Origin of the sequence: Streptomyces sp. CC208A (assembly GCF_030010625.1) — a bacterium.
Lineage (GTDB): Bacteria > Actinomycetota > Actinomycetes > Streptomycetales > Streptomycetaceae > Streptomyces.
Genome location: NZ_JASCXN010000030.1, coordinates 24,678 through 43,212 on the forward strand (window position 1 = coordinate 24,678; position 18,535 = coordinate 43,212).

General features: G+C 75.8%; 13 protein-coding genes. 4 read left to right on the forward strand and 9 right to left on the reverse strand.

From position 1 onward, the window contains the following. Position 1 precedes the first annotated feature (1 nt). The 8 genes from QK442_RS27395 to QK442_RS27430 form a co-directional block, all read right to left on the reverse strand. Positions 2–2,557 (reverse strand): serine/threonine-protein kinase, encoded by a 2,556-nt coding sequence (locus QK442_RS27395; protein ID WP_282696753.1) that lies wholly within the window; start codon positions 2,555–2,557, stop codon positions 2–4. Continuing rightward, positions 2,554–3,831: a hypothetical protein gene (locus QK442_RS27400; protein WP_282696754.1), complete on the reverse strand. Its 1,278-nt coding sequence runs from the start codon at positions 3,829–3,831 to the stop codon at positions 2,554–2,556. The genes QK442_RS27395 and QK442_RS27400 overlap by 4 nt, the downstream gene beginning before the upstream one ends. Before the next feature lie 109 nt (positions 3,832–3,940). Further along, positions 3,941–4,978: a glutamate ABC transporter substrate-binding protein gene (locus QK442_RS27405; RefSeq protein WP_282696755.1), complete on the reverse strand. Its 1,038-nt coding sequence runs from the start codon at positions 4,976–4,978 to the stop codon at positions 3,941–3,943. Positions 4,979–4,989: 11 nt separating this feature from the next. Next, positions 4,990–6,291: a hypothetical protein gene (locus QK442_RS27410; RefSeq protein ID WP_282696805.1), complete on the reverse strand. Its 1,302-nt coding sequence runs from the start codon at positions 6,289–6,291 to the stop codon at positions 4,990–4,992. A 445-nt stretch (positions 6,292–6,736) separates the two neighbouring features. After that, positions 6,737–7,729 (reverse strand): BadF/BadG/BcrA/BcrD ATPase family protein, encoded by a 993-nt coding sequence (locus QK442_RS27415; protein WP_282696756.1) that lies wholly within the window; start codon positions 7,727–7,729, stop codon positions 6,737–6,739. Further along, positions 7,720–8,985 carry a 6-phospho-beta-glucosidase gene (locus QK442_RS27420; RefSeq protein ID WP_282696757.1) on the reverse strand — a complete coding sequence of 422 codons (1,266 nt, stop codon included), beginning with the start codon at positions 8,983–8,985 and terminating at the stop codon, positions 7,720–7,722. The genes QK442_RS27415 and QK442_RS27420 overlap by 10 nt, the downstream gene beginning before the upstream one ends. Positions 8,986–9,157: 172 nt before the next feature. After that, positions 9,158–10,366, reverse strand: coding sequence for an ROK family transcriptional regulator (locus QK442_RS27425; protein ID WP_282696758.1), 1,209 nt, complete (start codon positions 10,364–10,366; stop codon positions 9,158–9,160). A gap of 176 nt (positions 10,367–10,542) precedes the next feature. Continuing rightward, entirely contained in the window at positions 10,543–11,607 is a 1,065-nt protein-coding gene (locus tag QK442_RS27430) for a mechanosensitive ion channel family protein (protein ID WP_282696759.1), read from the reverse strand. 258 nt (positions 11,608–11,865) lie between these two features. On the opposite strand from QK442_RS27430, the gene QK442_RS27435 reads away from it, so the two are divergent. Continuing rightward, positions 11,866–12,429 carry an HNH endonuclease gene (locus tag QK442_RS27435; protein ID WP_282696760.1) on the forward strand — a complete coding sequence of 188 codons (564 nt, stop codon included), beginning with the start codon at positions 11,866–11,868 and terminating at the stop codon, positions 12,427–12,429. A 60-nt stretch (positions 12,430–12,489) separates the two neighbouring features. On the opposite strand, the gene QK442_RS27440 is transcribed toward QK442_RS27435, so the two are convergent. Next, a complete protein-coding gene (locus QK442_RS27440; RefSeq protein WP_282696806.1) occupies positions 12,490–15,624 on the reverse strand; it encodes a beta-N-acetylglucosaminidase domain-containing protein in 3,135 nt (1,044 codons plus the stop codon). A 348-nt stretch (positions 15,625–15,972) separates the two neighbouring features. Between QK442_RS27440 and QK442_RS27445 the strand changes: the two genes are divergently transcribed. The 3 genes from QK442_RS27445 to QK442_RS27455 are packed head-to-tail and all read left to right on the forward strand — an operon-like array spanning position 15,973 to position 18,513. After that, a complete protein-coding gene (locus QK442_RS27445; RefSeq protein WP_282696807.1) occupies positions 15,973–16,173 on the forward strand; it encodes a hypothetical protein in 201 nt (66 codons plus the stop codon). Position 16,174: 1 nt separating this feature from the next. Further along, the gene (malQ, locus tag QK442_RS27450) at positions 16,175–18,262 is read left to right on the forward strand and encodes a 4-alpha-glucanotransferase (protein ID WP_282696761.1); all 2,088 of its coding nucleotides are present in this window, start codon (positions 16,175–16,177) and stop codon (positions 18,260–18,262) included. Positions 18,263–18,282: 20 nt separating this feature from the next. Beyond that, positions 18,283–18,513 carry a hypothetical protein gene (locus tag QK442_RS27455; RefSeq protein ID WP_282696762.1) on the forward strand — a complete coding sequence of 77 codons (231 nt, stop codon included), beginning with the start codon at positions 18,283–18,285 and terminating at the stop codon, positions 18,511–18,513. Positions 18,514–18,535: the final 22 nt, after the last annotated feature.

Here is an 18,535-nt window from a genome sequence, read left to right on the forward strand (position 1 = left end):
CTCACACCCACGTCCGGGGGCGGTAGCGGTTGGCCCGCTCCACCAGTTCGATCCTCTCCTCGCCCCGCTGGGCGAGCCGGGCCAGCGCCCGGTAGGCGCGCTCCAGGCCGGAGCGGAGCCCGCTCTCGTCCAGCGCGCTCCCGAGCAGCGGTTCGCCGCCGCCCGGCGCGGCACCGGGACTCCCGGAGAGTACCCAGTCAAGGGCCGTACCGAGCACCTCCGTCGCCAACCGCTCCCGGCGCACCGGGTCGAGGCCGAAGCCGCCGAGCGCCGAGACCTGCGCGGCGGCCGCGGTCAGGTCGGCGCCGAGTGGTTCGTGCGCCGGGCGCCGCCGCAGCCGCGCCCGGACGGCCGCGACCCGGGCCGCCGTGTAGTGGATGGAGGACTCCGGTACGGATTCGAGCGCGGCGACCGCCCCCGCCCGGTCCCCGGCGGCCAGCCGCACCCGGGCGAGCCCGAAGGCGGCGCTGACGAAACCGGGGTCGGCCGCCCACACCAGGTGGTAGTACTCGGCCGCGTTGTCCAACTGGCCGAGCACCTCCGCGCAGACGCCGAGCGCCAGCTTGGGCGCGGGCTCGCCGGGGAACGCGTCGTAGACGGCGTCGAAGGCGACCGCCGCGTGTGTCAGGTCGCCGCCCACGAGGGAGGCCACGCCCCGGTGCCACACCACCCGCCAGTCGTCCGCGTCCCACTGCTCCAGGGCGCCCAGCGTCTGCCCCGCGGAGACCAGGTCCCGCAGGTCGAGCTGGGCCCGCAGGGCGCGCAGCCGCAGCTCGGGGGTGTCGGCGGGCGCGGCCCGCAGCGCACCGAGGAGTTCGGCGGGGGCGGCGGCCTGCAGACCGGCGAGGAAACCGGCGTTGGCGTCCGCCGGGTCCACCCGCGGCACCGGCAGCGCGAGCGCGGTCGCCGCCACGTCGAGCGGGGCGAGCAGCGACCCGAGGCCCTGCCCGGCCGGGAGGCCCGTGGCCGCCGGGGGAGCGGAGCGCCGGGCCCGGCCGGTGCGGCGCGCGCCGAGCACCGAGACGTCCCCGGAGTCCTCGGCGAAGAGCACCGTGTCGGTGACCCGCGTCTCCGGGCCGAAGAGCGTGGACAGCGCGGGCCGGGGCCGCCCCGACTGGAGGGCGACGACCTCCCGCAGCACCCCGGTCAGCTGCTCCGCCATCTCCTCGGCGGAGGCGAAGCGGCGCGCCGGGTCCGGGTCGGTGGCCCGCACCAGGAACCGGTAGAACGACTCGTACCGCTGGAAGACCTCGATGTGCCGCGGGTCGGGCAGCGAGTCCGCGAAGACGGTGGTGTAGCCCTGGAAGTCGAAGGTGAGCACGGCGAGCGTGCGGGCCACCGTGTACAGGTCGCTGGCGACCGAGGGGCCGATCTCGGCGACCTCGGGCGCCTGGTAGCCGACCGTGCCGTAGATGGCCGACTCCTCGTCGTCCATCCGCCGGACCGCGCCCATGTCGATGAGCTTGAGCTGGTCCTCGGACTGGATCGCGTTGTCCACCTTGAAGTCGCAGTACAGCAGGTTGCGGCTGTGCAGGTGGCCCAGCGCCTCCAGGGCCTCGATGCCGTAGGCGCAGGCCTGTTCGACCGGCAGCGGGTCGCGCCGGCCCTCCGGCGTGCGCCGGGCGTTGGCGATCTCCTTGAGCGAGCTGCCGCCCACGTACTCCATGACGATGTAGCCGTCCAGGGAGCCGGTGCGCGGGTCGAGGTGCTCGACGAAGTTGTAGATCCGGACGATGTTGGCGTGCTCGATCTCGGCGAGGAAGCGGCGCTCCGAGATCGCCGCCGCCATGGCGTCCTGGTCGCCGGTGTCGAGCAGGCCCTTGAGGACCACCCACCGGTCCGAGACCGCCCGGTCGACGGCGAGGTAGATCCAGCCGAGGCCGCCGTGGGCGAGACACCCCGCCACCTCGTACTGCCCGTGCACCACGTCCCCGGCCCGCAGCTTCGGCACGAAGGAGTACGGGTGCCCGCACGAGGTGCAGAAGCCCTCGGTGCGGCCCGGCCGGTCACCGCGCGAACGGCCCACCGGCGCACCGCAGTCGGAACGGGAGCAGAATCGCTTCCGCTCGGGCACCTCGGGGTGCGCCATCACCGCGCCGCGCGGGTCGGGGCGCGGCACCTCCGGGATCGTGACGAGCCCCGCGCCGAGCCGCTTGCGGGCCGACTGCCCACTGGACGACCCGGAGCTGCGCACCGACACCGAACGGCCGGTGGCCCGCCCCGACAGCGACCGCGACAGCCGCCCGGACACCGAGCGGCGCGAGGACGAGGAGCGGGACGAGGCCCGCGAACCGCTGCGCGCCGACGCCGAGTCGGGCCCCCAGGCCGCCGCCTCCGACGGCGTCCCGAAGCCCGCGCCCGTCCCGGGACCCGTGCCGGTGCCGCGCTTCCCGGGCACCGCGACCCCGGTCGGATTGGCCTGGAGCCGCCCGCTGGGCGCCACCACCGGCGCGAGCCCGCACGTGTCGCAGTACAGCTCGCCGCCGCCCACGTCCTCGTACGCGCCCTCGCACGCGGGCCGCTGGCAGCTCGCCGCCGCCCCGGCCTGACCGCTCACCACTGTCGTCCTCCCGTCTCCGACGGACCGGACGCCAGGTCCGCCACCGCCCGCTGGTAGCGCAGCACGGCCTGCTCCGCGGCCCGCAGGTCGCAGGGCGCGCTCCACAGCATCCGGCGCGCCGTGTCGTACCGCTCGGCCAGGAACGGGTCCTCCGCCCCGCCGAGCCGGGCCGCCTTCGCCCGGTACGCGTCGAGCCGGCCGCGCAGCTCCGCCCGCACCGCGAGCGGCGCCGTCACCGCCGTCAGCGAGTCACGGGCTCGCAGCAGCTCCTCCTCCGCCTCCCGCTCCAGCGCGTCCAGCAGCGGCGAGAGCCGGTGCCACCGGGCGTGCCTGCGGTGCTCGGCGGCGGCCTGGAGCCGTTCCTGGAGCGCGGTCGGCGGCCCGCTGACGGCCGGCACCTCGGAGGCGGCGATCTTCGCCAGGACCTCGCCGCGCGCCGCCCGCGCCTCGGAGAGGGTCCGGTCCGCCCGGGACAGCACGTCCCGCAGCCGCAGCAGCCGCTCCTCGGAGTCCTGCCGCACCGCGAGGACCGCCTCGATCTCCCGCCGTACGTCCTCCAGGGCGAGCGCCGCCCGGTCGTACCGCGTGGTGTCGGGCCGGCCCCCGCCCGGCGCCGAACTGCCTTCGGCGGGACGCCAGAAGGCCAGCGGATCGGTCACCACCGACTCCCGCAGCTCCGCCAGTTCGGCCGTGATCGACTCCAGTTCGTCACCGGCCGGATGCTCGCCGGGCCGCACCCCGACCGAGTGCGCCAGCGAACGGGTCCTGCCCAGCTCGGCGGCGAGCAGGTCTATCCGGGCGGGCAGCGCCGACCACACGGCGTCCGCCGTCACCACCACGTCGAGCGAGGCCGCGTACAGCTCGTTCATCCGCCGCACGAGCCCGTCGAGGGTGAACCGCTCGGCGAGCAGCGCCTCCTCGCCGGAGCCGCCGGGCACGTGCACCGCCTCGCCGCGCAGCCGCTCGGTCAGCTCCGCCAGCTCCTCGCGGTTCGGCCACGTGCGCCGCGCCCGCACCTCCCGGGCCTCCCGCAGCGCCGCCGTGTACGCGTCGAAGCAGCTCCAGAGCACGGTGATGGTCCGCTCCGTCGACGCCCAGCGCTCCCGGGTGGTGCCGGTCAGCGCGGCCCCTTCGAGGAGCCGCCGCCCGGCGTGGTCCTGGAGTGCGAGGAGCGAGTCCTCGACCGCCTTGTGCTCCGCGCCGAGGCGCGCCAGCGCACGGTCCACCTCGTCCCGGTCCATCACCGGACCGGGGGGTCCCGCGACGCCCATCGCTCTCCCTCTTCTCCTCGCCCCCGGTACGGGGCGGCTCGTCCCTCGGCGCTGCTCGTGCCGCTGCTCGTCCAGCGGCCGTGCCGCTACCCGTCCAGCGGCCGTGCCGCTACTTGTACAGCGGGGCGGGCGGCCCTGCCTTTCCGAGCCCCGCCTCCAGCCAGATCCCGTACGCCTCCTGCCAGGGGCCCTTCCGGTAGTCCTCCAGGACCTTGTTGACCCGGCGCACCAGGTCGTCGTTGCCGAGCTTCGCCGCCACCCCGTAGTACTCCTCGGTGAACGGCTTCCCCTTCAGCTCCACCGCCGGATCCTGCGCGGCCTGTCCTGCCGCCAGCGCGTTGTCGGTGACGACGGCGTCGACCTCGCCCATCTGGAGCCGGGCCAGGCAGTCCAGCTGGTTGGGCACGGTCAGCAGGTCCCGGTCGGCGGGGGTGCCGTCGCCCTCGTCCTTGAACACCGCGCCGAACGAGTTCTCCTCCAGCGCCTCGTGGGCCGTGGAGCCCTCGGCGGTGCAGACCCGCCGGCCCTTCAGCGAGTCGTCGTAGCCGGTGACCGGGGAGTCCTTCGGCGCGAGGACCTGCTGTCCGGCCCGGAAGTAGGCGGTGGAGAACGCCACCTGCTCGATCCGCTTGCAGTTGATCGTCATCGTGCGGACCACGAGGTCGACGGAGCCGCTGTCGAGGGCCGCGATCCGCTGGTTGGTGGGCACGGCCCGGAAGACGACCGCCTCCTCGCTGCCGAGGAGGTCCTTGGCTATCGCCCGGGCGAGCGTGATGTCGAAGCCCTCCAGGGTGCCGGTCTCCGGGTCGCGGAAGCCCCAGCGGTAGCTGGACTGGTCGACGCCGACGACCAGCTTGCCCCGCTGCTTGATCGCCGTGACCGAGGGCCCGTCCTCCGTCGAGGGCCGCAGCGACGCCTCCGGGTGCTCGCAGCTGTCGGCGACGGCCTTGACCTGGATCCCGGTGCCCACGCCGGGGCCCGCCCCGAAGGGGCCGGCGGGCGCGGGCGTCCCGCCCGTGTCCCGGGCCAGTGGCAGCAGGGTCAGGGAAGCGGTGAGCGCGCAGGCCACGCCCATCGCGGCCACGCCGCCCCAGCCCCGCAGCCGCCGGACCGCCCGCCGGGCCGCCGGCTCGCCGTCGTGTGCCATTCCGCCTCCTCTCACCGGTACTCCGCCAGTCTTCGGTTGACGCCGAGCACCGCCCCGAGGGCGCCGAGCGCGCCGAGCGCGGCCGCGCCCAGCGGCAGCCCGGTCAACGCGTCCACCGCGCCCCGCGCGGAGCGGGTGAACTCGTCCTGCTCGTGCGCGAGCGCCCGCTCCAGGGCCGCGTCGACCTGGTCGAAGGAGTACCCCGCCGACTGCTCGGCCTCCTTCGGTCCCGCCCCCTTCGGGCCGATGATCCGGTCGAGGGCGCCCTGGTAGTCGCCCGCCTCGCCGAGCTTCCGTGCGGCGGCGTGCCGCTCGCGCCACTCGGCCACCCGGGCCGTGGCCTCGGCCAGCGGCGCCCGTCCCGCCTCGTCGTCGGCGAAGCGCGTCGCCCGGCCGAGCGCGTCGGCGAGCGCCGTCATGCCTCGCGCGTACTCCGCCTCGTACTTGTCGTCCTTCCCGTCCTCGGTGAGGACCGCGCCCCGGGCGACCTGCGTCAGGTTCTCGTTGGCGCGGGCCTTGAGGGAGCTGATCCGGGCCTCGTTGAGCAGCTGGAGCGACCGCTGGCCCTCCGCCTGCGCGGAGCCGAGCCCGGAGCGGGCCACGGTGTGGGCCCCGGCCAGCCACAGCAGCACCACCACGGTGGCGGCGGTGGCGGCGAGCAGCCCCCGGCTGAACACCCGGTTCGTCCGCCGGTACTCCCGCCGTTGCGCCCACACCAGGACGCCGAGGGCGAGCACCCCGGCGCCGAGTGCCAGGTAGGGCCAGGCGCGGGCCTCGTCGTCGTCCTGGTGGAGCCGGGCGGTCTCCGCCGCGTAGAGCCGCTCGGCGGCAGGCAGCAGGCGGGTCGTCATCTCCTGGTTCGCGTACCGCAGATAGGCGCCGCCCAGCGGCAGGCCCTGCCGGTTGGCGGCCCTGGCCCGCTCGACCAGGCCCGCGTAGCGCGGCAGCAGCTCGTTGAGGGCGGTGATCTCGCGGGCCGACTCGCCCGAACCGTCCGTGCTCGCCGCCGCCTTCACGAGCAGCCGGGAGGCGGTGGCGAGGTCCCGGTCGTAGCGGGCGCGGGACTCGGCCGGTTCCTGTATGCCGGCGAGGAAGCCGGTCGCGGCCGTCGAGTCGGCGTCGGCCAGCGAGCGGTAGATCGCGGCGGCGTCCGCGCTCAGCGGCTGGCTGCGCCCCACGACGTCCTCGGCGGAGGAGGCCCGGTCGGCCGCCTCCAGGCCCGCGACCGTGCCCAGGGCGAGGACGAGCAGTGCCAGTACGGCCCCCAGGACCCGCAGCCGCCCCGGCTCGGTGGTCGCGGCGGCCCGCAGCACCTCGCGCCCGGTGGCCCATGCCCCCCGCGCGGGCGGCGGAGCGGCACCGACGGCGGCGGCGCGCGAGACCTGCCCCGGCACCGCCGGCCGCGCGGGCGCGGGCGCCGGGCCCTGCGCCGCGGCGGGCGCGCTCGGCGGGTGTGTCACGTGACCTCCCCCTCGGTCTCGACGTCGATCGGCCCAGGCGAGCAGTATGGCCGCAGGCGGCCCGCCCGCACACCGGGAATGACACGATCTTGTGCCTATCGTGCCGTACGCCCACGGGACTTCCCCGGGCGAGCCCCCCTCACCGCCCCCTCACCGTCTCCTGCACCGTCTCTTCGAACAAGTGTCACTCTGAATACGACGGCCGCCCCCGATCGGTTCCACCCCGGGAGTCGCTCGAACAGGTGAACATGCCGGTGGGGCGCCTCCCCACCGGGAAGCGCCCCACCACGACGAAGCCTCAGCCCGCGTAGTGCCCCCGCAGCCGCTCCGCCGCCTCCGGCCCCGCCCCCGACTCGTCGAGGGCCAGCAGCCCCGCGCCGAGCACCGGCGGCGCGGTCACGAAGCGGACCACCGCCTTCGGCGCCCGCTCGGCGAGGAGTTCGCGGATCCGGGCCTCCAACTGCGGGTGCCGGGCGGCGAGGACGCTTCCGCCGAGGACCACCGGCGCCTCCTCGCCGAGGAGTCCGAGCCGCCGCAGCGCCACCGCCGCCAGCGCCACGACCTCCTCGGCCATCCGGTGCACCAGGGACAGCGCCACCGGGTCCCCCTCCGCCGCCACCCGGAACAGCACCGGCGTCAGCTCGTGCCGCCGCGCGTGCGGGATCCGGCCCAGGTGCACGGCCTCGATCAGCGCGTACATGGTCCCCAGGCCGAAGTGCGCGGGCAGCGCCCGGGCCAGCTCCGTCGGCTCGCCCCGGCCGTCCTCGGCGCGGGCCGCGAACCACATGGCCTCCTCGGCGAGGCCCCCGCCCCCGCCCCAGTCCCCGGAGATCCTCCCGATCGCCGGGAAGCGGGCCGTCCGCCCGTCCGGGGTCATGCCCACGCAGTTGACGCCCGCCCCGCAGACCACGGCCACCCCGCGCGGCTCGTCGAGCCCGGCCCGCAGGAGCGCGAAGGTGTCGTTGTGGACCCGTACCGAACGGCTCCACCCGCGCCCCAGCAACTCCCGCTCCAGACCGGCCTCCTCGACCGGCAGGTCGGCATTGGCGAGACAAGCGGTGACGTGCGCGAAGGAGAGGGGCACACCGGCGTCCGCCGCCGCCCGCCCCACGATCTCCGCGAGCCCGTCGACCGCCGCCGCCACCCCCGCCACCGGCGGCTGGAACCCCCCTCCGCGGGCCGCTCCCAGGACCTTCCCGTCCCGGGACAGCACGGCCACGTCGGTCTTGCTGTTGCCGGCGTCCACGGCGAGCAGGGCGTCGGCGGCCGGCAGCGCCCCGTTCACGCCCACGCGAGGTGCTCCCGGTTGTGCGCGATCAGCCGGTCCGCGAGCCCCTCGGCGTACGCGTACTGCCCGACCAGCGGGTGCGCGAGCAGCGCCTTGAAGACCCGCTCCCGGCCGCCCCGCAGCGCCGCGTCGAGCGCCAGGTCCTCGTACGCCGTCACGTTCGCGATCAGCCCGGCGTACAGCGGGTCCACCGGCGCGACCGGCAGCGGCACCGCCCCGCCGGGCCCGACCGCCGCCTGCGCCTCGATGACGGCGTCGTCCGGCAGGAACGGCAGCGTGCCCTGGTTGTACGTGTTCACCACCTGGTACGGCGAGCCCGCGCCCCCCAGCAGAGAAGCCGCGAGGTCCACGGCCGCCTCCGAGTAGAAGGCGCCGCCGCGCCTGCCGAGCAGCGCCGGCTTCTCGTCGAGCGCCGGGTCCCCGTACATCTCCAGGAGCTCCTTCTCCATCGCGGCGACCTCGGCGGCCCGCGACGGCTTGGTGCGCAGCTCCTCCACCACCTCGTCGTGCGCGTAGTAGTAGCGCAGGTAGTACGAGGGGACGACGCCGAAGCGGTCCATCACCAGGCGCGGCAGGCGCAGGTCGGCGGCGATCGTGTCGCCGTGCTCGGCGAGCAGCCGCGGCAGCACGTCCTCGCCGTCCGGCCCCCCGATCCGTACCCCGGTCTCCCAGGTGAGGTGGTTGAGGCCGAGGTGGTCGAGGTGCACGTCCGCCGGTGCCACGCCGAGGAGCCCGGCGAACTTCCGCTGGAAGCCGATGGCCACGTTGCACAGGCCGACGGCCTTGTGCCCGGCCTTCAGGAGCGCCCGGGTGACGATGCCGACGGGGTTGGTGAAGTCGATGATCCAGGCGTCCGGGTTGGCGCGGCGGACCCGTTCCGCGATGTCGAGGACGACGGGGACCGTGCGCAGCGCCTTGGCGAGGCCGCCGGCGCCGGTGGTCTCCTGGCCGACGCAGCCGCACTCCAGCGGCCAGGTCTCGTCCTGGTTCCTGGCGGCCTGGCCGCCGACCCGGAGCTGGAGGAGGACGGCGTCGGCGCCCTCGACGGCGGCGTCGAGGTCGGTCGTGGTGGTGATCGTCCCCTCGTGCCCCTGCCTGGCGAAGATCCGCCGGGCGAGCCCGCCGACGAGTTCGAGCCGGTCGGCGGCCGGGTCGACGAGGACGAGTTCGGTGAGGGGCAGGGTGTCGCGCAGCCGCGCGAATCCGTCGATCAGTTCGGGGGTGTAGGTGGATCCGCCCCCTACGACAGCAAGTTTCATGGATGCGTCAACCCTTTCGCTCTGGTTCGTGGTCGGGAGACCGGAGGCTGTGGTCCAGGGGGAACGGCTTCCCTGAGGTGGAGCCGCGAGGCTGTGGCTCTGTGGGGGTGCGCGGGCACGGCGATGTCTCCCCGGGACGGAGGCATGACGGGGGTGGAGCGGGACGTGCCGGTCAGCGGGAGGTGTCGAAGACCTCGTCGCGGGTGGTGGCCAGGGCGCTTTCGAGGGCGCCGCGCAGCACCGGGTCACGGGGGACGGCGGTGAGGACGAGCCGCGGGTGGGAGGCCGCGAGCTCGGCGAGCTCGGCCTGGACGCGGGCCCGCAGGGGTTCGCCGCCGGCGACCAGGACGTCGCCGGACAGCACGATCAGTTCGGGGTCGAGGACGGCGACGAGGGAGGCGAGACCGGTGGCGAGCCGCTCGGCGTACCGGTCGAGCAGCTCCGCGTACGGCCCCCCGTCCGGGGTCTCGGCGGCCCGGGCGAGCAGCCCGGTCGCCACCGGCACGAGGGGGTGGTCGGGGGTCTCGATGCCGGCCGCGCGGGCGATCCCGGCCACCGACCGGACGCCGGCGAGCTCCTGGAAGCCGCCGGAGTTGGCCTTGGTGACCTGGCGGACCAGCGGGGTGCCGGGGACCGGCAGGAAGCCGACCTCGCCGGCGCCGCCGGTGAAGCCGCGGTGCAGCCGGCCGCCGAGGACGAGGGCGGCGCCGATGCCCTCCTCGTTCCACAGCAGGACGAAGTCCTCGTGGCCGCGGGCCGCGCCGAGGGCCCGCTCGGCGACGGCCACCAGATTGACGTCGTTCTCGTACTCGAAGGGCATGGGCAGGACCGCGGCCAGCTCCTCCAGGAGGGTGGGGGAGTGCCAGCCGGGCAGGTGGGAGGCGTACCGGAGCCGTCCGGTGGCCGGGTCGAAGGCGCCGGGGGTGCCGATGACCAGGCGCCGCACGTCGGCGCGGGTGAGGCCGGCGGCCTTGACGGCCCCGTCGAGGGCGTCGGTGACCTGCCGGACCACGCCCTCCCCGGTACGGCCTCCGGTGCGGAGCTCGTACTCGCCGGCGACGGCTCCGGTGATGTCGGCGACGGCGGCGCGGATGCGGTGCTGGTTGACGTCGAGCCCGGCGGCGTACCCGGCGCCCGGGTCGAGGGCGTACAGCTGGGCGCCGGGGCCGGGGCGGCCCTCGGTGGTGCCGGTGACGCGGACCAGGCCCGCGGCTTCGAGGCGGGCGAGGAGCTGGGAGGCGGTCGGCTTGGAGAGGCCGGTGAGCTCGCCGATCCGGGTCCGCGAGAGGGTGCCGTGCTCCAGGAGGAGGTCGAGCGCGGCCCGGTCGTTCATGGCCCGCAGGACGCGCGGGGTGCCAGGGGTTCCCTGGGTACCTGCCATGACGCTCGCACCTGCCCTCATCACACCGCCGGGAAGACTGTAAGGAAAGTTTCCTGTCTGGTGGGGAGACGGTAGGACGGCCGCCGCCGGACCGTCAATACCGGGAACGCGAGACGCCCCCGTCGGCGACCGAAGCGTCACCGGCGAGGGCGTGGAGACCCGCGAAAGGGGAAGGGTCAGTGCTTGCCGAGGTCCGGCTTCGGCAGCGGGGTGGCCGCCACCGACTGCGGCGAGACCGTGCTCGCGAAGGCCGAGGGCGCCGCCATGCCCGCCGTCGGATCGGCCTTGCCCTCCTCCGCCTGCGGCGGCAGCCCGCCGACGATCCGGATGCCGGCCTCGTCCAGGCCCCGCTTGATCCGCCAGCGCAACTCGCGCTCCACGCCCAGCTTCTTGCCCGGCATGGTCTTCACCGAGACCCGGACCGTCATCGAGTCGAGCAGCACCTCGGTCAGGCCGAGCACCTCCACCGGACCCCACAGCCGCTCGTTCCACGGCTCGTCCTTGGACATCGACTCGCCCGCCGCGACGATCACCGACCGCACCTCGTCGAGGTCCTCCGTCGGCCGGACCGTCACGTCCACCGCCGCCGTCGCCCAGCCCTGGGAGAGGTTCCCTATCCGCTTGATCTCGCCGTTGCGCACATACCAGATCTCGCCGTCGACCCCGCGCAGCTTCGTCACCCGCAGCCCCACCTCGACGACCTCGCCGGAGGCCACGCCCGCGTCGACCGAGTCGCCGACGCCGTACTGGTCCTCCAGGATCATGAACACGCCGGAGAGGAAGTCCGTCACCAGGTTCCGCGCACCGAAACCGATCGCCACACCGGCCACACCGGCCGAGGCGAGCAGCGGCGCCAGATCGATGTCGAAGGCGCCCAGGACCATCAGCCCCGCCGTGCCCAGGATCAGGAAGGACGCCACCGACTTCAGCACCGAGCCGATCGCCTCGGACCGCTGCCGTCTGCGCTCCGCGTTGACGAGCAGCCCGCCGAGCGCCGTCCCCTCCACCGCCTGGGCTGAGCGGTTCATCCGCTCGATCAGCTTCGTCAGGGCGCGGCGCACGGCCATCCGCAGCAGCACGGCGACGACCACGATCAGCAGGATCCGCAGGCCGGTGTTCAGCCAGGTGGACCAGTTCTGCTCCACCCAGCTCGCCGCGTTGGTGGCCTTCTCCGCGGCCTCGTCCAGAGTCACCGGGATGGTATCGGGTTCGGTGGCGGCCGCCAGGACGGACCAGGACACGGGACAACCTCCAGGCATCGCGTACGCAGACCATCCACACTAACGGGGCAGCGGACCGGCACCCGTTGCCCTGTTCGAGGGAGAGACCGGTCTCACCCGGGCACATACCCGGCAGACATGCCGATGTGGTCGAGAACACGTCGGGCACCTCCCCGGAGATCGCGGGAACGTGGTGGCGCTCCGACCAGGCATGAGGAGAGACTGAGAGCAGTTCGTCCCGGCGCGAGCCACGCGCCGCCGGCGCCATAGGAGGCATCCGTGCCGCATGTCCTGGTCCTCAACGCGTCGTACGAGCCCCTGGGCGTCGTACCGCTCCGCCGCGCACTCGTCCTCGTACTGGAGAACAAGGCCCTCTGCATCGAGGAGTCCGGCGCCTTCCTGCACAGCGAACACCAGGTCGTCCCCGCGCCCAGCGTGGTACGCCTGAAGCGCTTCGTGCGGGTCCCCTACCGGGGGCCCGTTCCCCTCACCCGCAGGGCCCTCTTCGCACGCGACGGAGGGCGCTGCATGTACTGCGGGGGAGTGGCGACCAGCGTCGACCACGTCATCCCGCGCAGCCGGGGCGGGACCCACGCCTGGGAGAACGTGGTGGCGGCCTGCCGCCGCTGCAACCACCTCAAGGCCGACAAGCACCTGCGGGAGATCGGCTGGCGGCTGCGCCACCAGCCCGCGCCGCCGACCGGCCTGGCCTGGCGGATCATCGGGACCGGCCACCGGGACCCCCGATGGCTGCCCTACCTCAGACCGTACGGCGCCGAGGACGCGATGGCCCGGATCGACTCCGTCGCCGACACCCCCACACGGGCGTTGACGACCGGCTGAGAACCGGGCCTTCCGCGTCCCCGGGCCGGTGCGGACGGGGTACGGAGACGGGGGCGCCGCTCAGGGGGCGGCGTCCTCCTCCGGCGTGTCCTCCTCCGGGGCGGTCTCCGGCGTGGTCTCCTCCGCCGGGGCCTCCTCCTTCGGCTCCTGCGCCACCGCGTAGGTCTCCACCGACCAGAGCGAGTAGCCGTACGGGGTCGCCCGCTTCTCGCCCTGCACCCGCAGGAAGCGGGTGTCCGCCGCGTCCATCCGCACCGACTCGGTGCCGCCCCGGCCGTCCGCCACGGTCGCCGCCGTCCGCCAGTTCCGGCCGTCGGCCGAGACCTGCACCCGGTAGCGGGCGGCGTGCGCGTCCTGCCAGCGCAGCACCACCTGCCCTATCCGGGCGGGCTCGGCCAGCTCCAGCTGGAACCATGCCCCGTCCTCGGCCGGCGAGGACCAGCGGGTCGCCGGATCGCCGTCCACCGCGAGCGCCGCCGGGAAGTCCGGGGTCTCGTCGCCCGAGGAGGAGGCCGTCGCCGACCGGGCCAGGTCCGGGCCGTCCGTGCGCGGGAAGGCCCGCACCGTCAGGACCCGCTCCTCGCCCGCGAAGGAGACCGGCACCCGGTACTCACCGGACGCCGTGCCCGGTGCCACCGACACCTCCATCGGCACCGTCGTGGTGCCGCCGCGCTCCACCGCCGCCTCCTTCGGCAGCCGTACGGTGATCCCCTTCGGCGCCTTCGCGGTCAGCGGGCCCCGCACCTCGCCCGCCCGCCGCCCGGTCAGCTTCAGGTCCACCCGGCCCGCCGGGCCGCCGACCTCCAGGTCGGTCTCCGTGCGGGCCAGTTCCAGACCGGCCCGCGGCCCGTCCGCGAACCACGGCACCAGCGACCGCACGTCGGGCGCCGGCCCCTCGCCGTCCCAGACGATCCGCAGCGCCTCGGCGCGCAGCCCCTTCAGCTCGGTCTGCGTCCAGCCGGTGGAGGACAGCGGCCCCAGGGGCCGCCAGCCCTCGCCCGTCACATACGCCTCCACGCGCGCGTGCGCGGCCTCGCCCTCGTCCGGCTTCCCGCCGTCGGAAGGCTTGCCGGTCAGGACCGTCACCGCCTCCACCGGCCGCGCCCGGTCAAGCCGCAGCGTGTACGAGCCGGTGGCCCGGTCCACCGCGCGCTCCGGGTCCCGGTCGGTGCCCGTCCAGGCCGCAGCCTCCTTCACCGCCCGGTCCAGGAACGGGTCGAGGACCCCGGCGCCGACGGTCACCCCGCTCGCCGCGATCCGGGGCCGCAGCGGTTCGAGCCGCAGCTGCGCCTGCCAGGCGGCGGGGCCGTCGCCGCGCGCCTGCGCCAGGAGCATGTCCACGGCCGCCTCGCCCGCCGCCCCGTACCGGGACAACTGCTCCAGCCAGGGCCCCGACTCGGCCCGCAGGGCGCCGTCCGCCGTCTCCGCGAGGCGTTCCGGCGCCTCCCGCATCACGGTGAACGCGGCCCGCAGCTCGCGCCCCGCCTTCTCCCGCTCCGCCGCCCTGCCCGAGGCGCGGGCCGACCAGAAGGCGCTCATCAGCGGCTTCACCCCGGCCGACTCGGCGTCCGGGGCCAGGATCGACGAGGCCGCGTTCCCGGCCAGGGCACCGAGCGCCGTCCGCGCGGCCGGCTCGGGCCCCGCCAGGTCGGCGACCGCCGCCCGCCAGGACTCGCCCGGCCGGTAACCGCGCGGGTTCCAGGCGAAGTCGGCGGTGGTGAAGAGCGGGATCCGGGAGGCGGCGGGCTGCTCCATGGCGTGCGCCAGATAGGCGGCGGACCCCACCGCCACGGCCGGCTCCCGGCCCGTGGACGGGCCCAGGAAGAGCCGGTCCTGCGCGTAGTCGTTCACCGGGTAGTTGTCCATCGTGACCAGCGGGCGCTGCCCCAGGGCCGCCCGCACCCCGGCCAGTTCGGGGCCCGTGATGGTGCGCGGCACGACCCCGACACCGGTCCACGCCACCCGCACGCGCGCGTCGAGGGCCTCCGCGAGCGCCGACCGGTACTCGCTGGTGCCCTCCTGGTAGTACTCCGTCGGCAGCACGGTCAGCGGCTCCACGTCCGGATACCCGGCCAGGTGCCGGGCCACCGTGTTCGCCACGCGCGCGTGCGCCCGGGCCGCGCCCGCCGCGTCCCGCCCGAAGGCGTCCGCGTCCTCGTCGCAGGTCCACTCGCCGTACCCGGCGTCCGGGAACTGGAGCTGGAAGGAGCGGAAGCCGAGCTCCCGCATCGCGTCCAGCTTCCGGGTCAGCGCCGCCACGTCCGCGTCCGAGGACAGGCACATGGACTGGGCCGGCGCCACCGCCCAGCCCAGCGTCACGTGGTTGGCCCTGGCCCGCTCGGCCAGCGCCCGGAACCCGGCCCGCTGCGCCTCCGGGTAGGGCTCGCGCCACTGCGCCTTGCGGTACGGGTCGTCACCGGGCGCGTAGAGGTACCGGTTCTGCTTGGTGCGGCCCAGGAAGCCGACCATCGCCAGGCGCTGCTCCGTCGTCCACGGCGTGCCGTAGAAGGCCTCCGCGACGCCCCGCTCGGCGGTGCCGGGCCAGTCCCGGACGACGACGCCCGGCACCCGGCCGCCGACGCCGTCAGGACCCTCGCCGAGGAGCTGACGGAGCGTCTGCACCGCGTGGAACAGACCGTCCTCGCCCGTCCCGTCCAGGACCACGGTGTCCCGGCCGCCGAAGCGTCCGGTGGCCAGCCGGTAGCCGCCGTACGGCAGGTCGGCCCGCTCGGCCACCCCGAAGGAGGCGAGCGCCTCCTGCGCGGCCTCCCCGGACGGCCCCGAGGCCCGGACGACCGGGCCCGCGCCCGGCAGCCCCTCGTGCACGGTCCGCACCCCCGCGTCGGCGAGCAGCCTCCGCAGCGCGATCAGGGCGTACGGGTCGGCGTCCTCGTCCGCCACCAGGGTCACCCGCTCCCCGAGCCGCACGTCGGGCCCCGCGGCGGTCAGCGACTGCGGCCGGGGCCACACGGCGGGCACGGCGGGCGTCTCCGCGCGCGTGCCCCCGGTCCGGGGCGCGGGCACGGCGGGGAGCGCGAAGGGCCCCGCGGGGGCCGCGGGCGAGGCGGCCAGGTCGGGCACCGCGGCGGGCGGCGGGACGGCGGCCGCGGAGCCGGGCACGGCGCCGGCGAGGAATCCGCCGATGACGGCGGCGGCGACCGCGGTCGCCGTACGCGGTCCGCGTCCCGGACGCACGGGGGTCACGGAGGTCTCCCTTCACCAGGTCCGGGACCCGCCGGAACGTCAGGGGCGGGCCCTGCCCGGCCGATTGGTCACGGGCGGATCACGAGCCCACCACCCGTCGTACGGAGGTGTCAATGCGACAGGGCGAAGTGTCGGCTTTGCCCGGTGAACCACCGGCGAGCTGTCGTCCTTTCGCCGCGTTCCCCCGGTAAAAGGGGCAAAGTGCGGCGCGGTGGGTAGGGCTCACTCGTCGCACCCCGCGGCCGACGGCCACCAGCCGCCCGGCCGGCCACCCTGTCGAGACGAAACCGGGAGACCCCCGTGACCACGACCGCCCGTCACCCGTCCGGACGGATACGGATCCCGCGCCAGCCCACCGCCGGCGGCACGCCGCTGACCGGCGAGCCCGCGCAGGACGCCACCGCGCCGCTGACCAGCGAGCCGCCGCTCGCCACCGCCGCGCCCCTCATCAGCGAGCCGCCCCACACCGGCGCGGCCCCCCTCACCAGCGAGCCCACCGCCCCCGCCGCCTGGGGCGCCACGGAGCCCCCAGGAGTGTGAAGTGACCCTGGCCCGCCTCGCCGCCCGACACGGCGTCGCCACCGCGTTCAGCCCGTCCGAGGGCGTCACCGTGCCCGTGCCCGAGACCACCGTGATCGCGGTGCTCGGCGCCCTCGGGGTCGACGCCACCACCCCGGAGGCGGTCGCCGCCTCCCTCGGCGCGGCGGAGCGGGCCGAGCGGGAGCGGCTGCTCCCGCCCACCCTCGTCCGGCACACCGACGACGGGCCGCTCCGCCCGCCCGCGGGACTGCCCGACGGGACCCTGCTGCGGGTCGCCACCGAGACCGGCGAACTCCACGAGGGCGACGACTGGGCCCGGCTGCCGCTCGGCGTGCACACCGTGGACGCCGAGGCGCCCGACGGGCGCACCGGCCGCGCCACCCTGATCGTCGCCCCCGCGCGGGTCCCGGCCCCCGCCACGCGCGCGTACGGCCTGCTCGTCCAGCTCTACTCGCTGCTCTCCGAGCACTCCTGGGGCATGGGCGACCTCGGCGACCTGCGGGAGCTCGTCTCCTGGGCGGGCCGCGCGCACGGCGCCGGGTTCGTCCAGGTCAACCCGCTGCACGCGGGCGTGCCCGGCGCGCCCTCCGACCCGTCCCCGTACCGCCCCTCCTCGCGCCGCTTCCCCGACCCCGTCCACCTGCGGATCGAGCGGATCGCCGAGTACGCCCACCTGGACGCCGGGCCGCGCGAGGAGATGGACCGGCTCCTCACCGCCGCCGCCGAACTCCGGGAGGGCGTCCTCGCCAAGGGCGCCACCATCGACCTGGACGCCGTCCGGGCGCTCAAGCTCCGTGCCCTGGAGCTCGTCACCGCCGTCGACCTCGGCCCCGGCCGCCGCGCCGAGTACCACGACTTCCTCGCCGAGCGCGGCCGCGCCCTGGAGGACCACGCCACCTACCAGGCCCTCGCCGAACGGCACGGCCCCCGCTGGCGCTCCTGGCCCGAGGCGCTGCGCACCCCCGAGGGCGCCGCGGCGGCGGCCCGCGCCGACGCGGAGCTGGCCGCCCGGGTCGACTTCCACTGCCGGCTCGCCTGGCTGACGGACCGGCAGCTCGCCGAGGCCGCCGACGCGGCCCGGGAGGCCGGGATGACGGTCGGGATCGTCCACGACCTGGCCGTCGGCGTCCACCCGGAGGGCTCCGACGTCTGGGCCCGGCAGGGCGACTTCGCCGCCGGGATGTCGGTCGGCGCCCCGCCCGACGCCTTCAACTCCCGGGGCCAGGACTGGGGCCTGCCGCCGTGGCGCCCCGACGCCCTCGCCGCCGCCGGGTACGCCCCGTACCGCGGTCTGCTCCGCGAACTCCTGCGGCACGCCGGGGCCCTGCGCATCGACCACGTGATGGGCCTGTTCCGGCTCTGGTGGGTGCCGGAGGGCCGCGAGCCCACCGAGGGGACCTACGTCCGGTACGACGCCGAGGCGATGCTCGCCGTTCTCGTCCTGGAGGCACACCGGGCCGGCGCCCTCGTCGTCGGCGAGGACCTGGGCACCGTCGAGCCGGGCGTCCGCGAGGCCCTCGCGGGGCGCGGGGTGTTCGGCACCTCGGTGCTCTGGTTCGAGCGGGACTGGGCGGGCGGCGGCGCCCCGCTGCCGCCGGGGGCGTGGCGCACCGACTGCGTGGCCACCGCCACCACCCACGACCTGCCGTCCACCGCCGCCCGGCTCTCCGGCGACCACGTGCTGCTGCGCCACCGGCTCGGGCTGCTCGGCGGCGACCTGGAGCGCGAGCGGACCGCCGACGCGGCGGAGACCGCCGAGTGGCTCGGCCTCCTCCAGCGGCTCGGGCTGCTCCCGGAGGGGCCGGGGGACGAGGAGGCCGAGATCCGGGCCGTCCACCGCTTCCTGGCCCGCACCCCGGCCCGGATGGTCGGGGTGTGGCTGCCGGACCTGGTGGGCGACCGCCGGCCGCAGAACCTGCCGGGCACCTGGGACGAGTACCCCAACTGGCGGCTGCCGGTCGCGGGCCCCGGCGGGCAGCCGCTCACCCTGGAGCAGCTCGCCGCCTCGCCCCGGGCGCACGCCCTGCTGCGGACCGCCGCGGAGGGGGCCGGAGCCCGTACGGCACCCCCGGGCGCGCGGGCCGTCTAGGCGTTCGCTACTTTGGCACCGTGGACAAGAAGAACGCCCTGCGCGCCGGCGCCGTCGCGGCCGGTACGACGCTGATGATGCTGCTCATGTCGTCCCCCGCGCTCGCGCTGACCCGCGACGACGGTGACGACCCGGCCCCCAAGCTGGAGGTCATCGAGACCATCGGCCTGTTCGTGGCCCTCCCGCTGGCGCTGTTCCTGGGCATCGTCGGCCTGGTGATGGTCCTCGACAAGTCCCGCAAGAAGGCGTAAGCCCCGTGGGGAGGCGCACCCG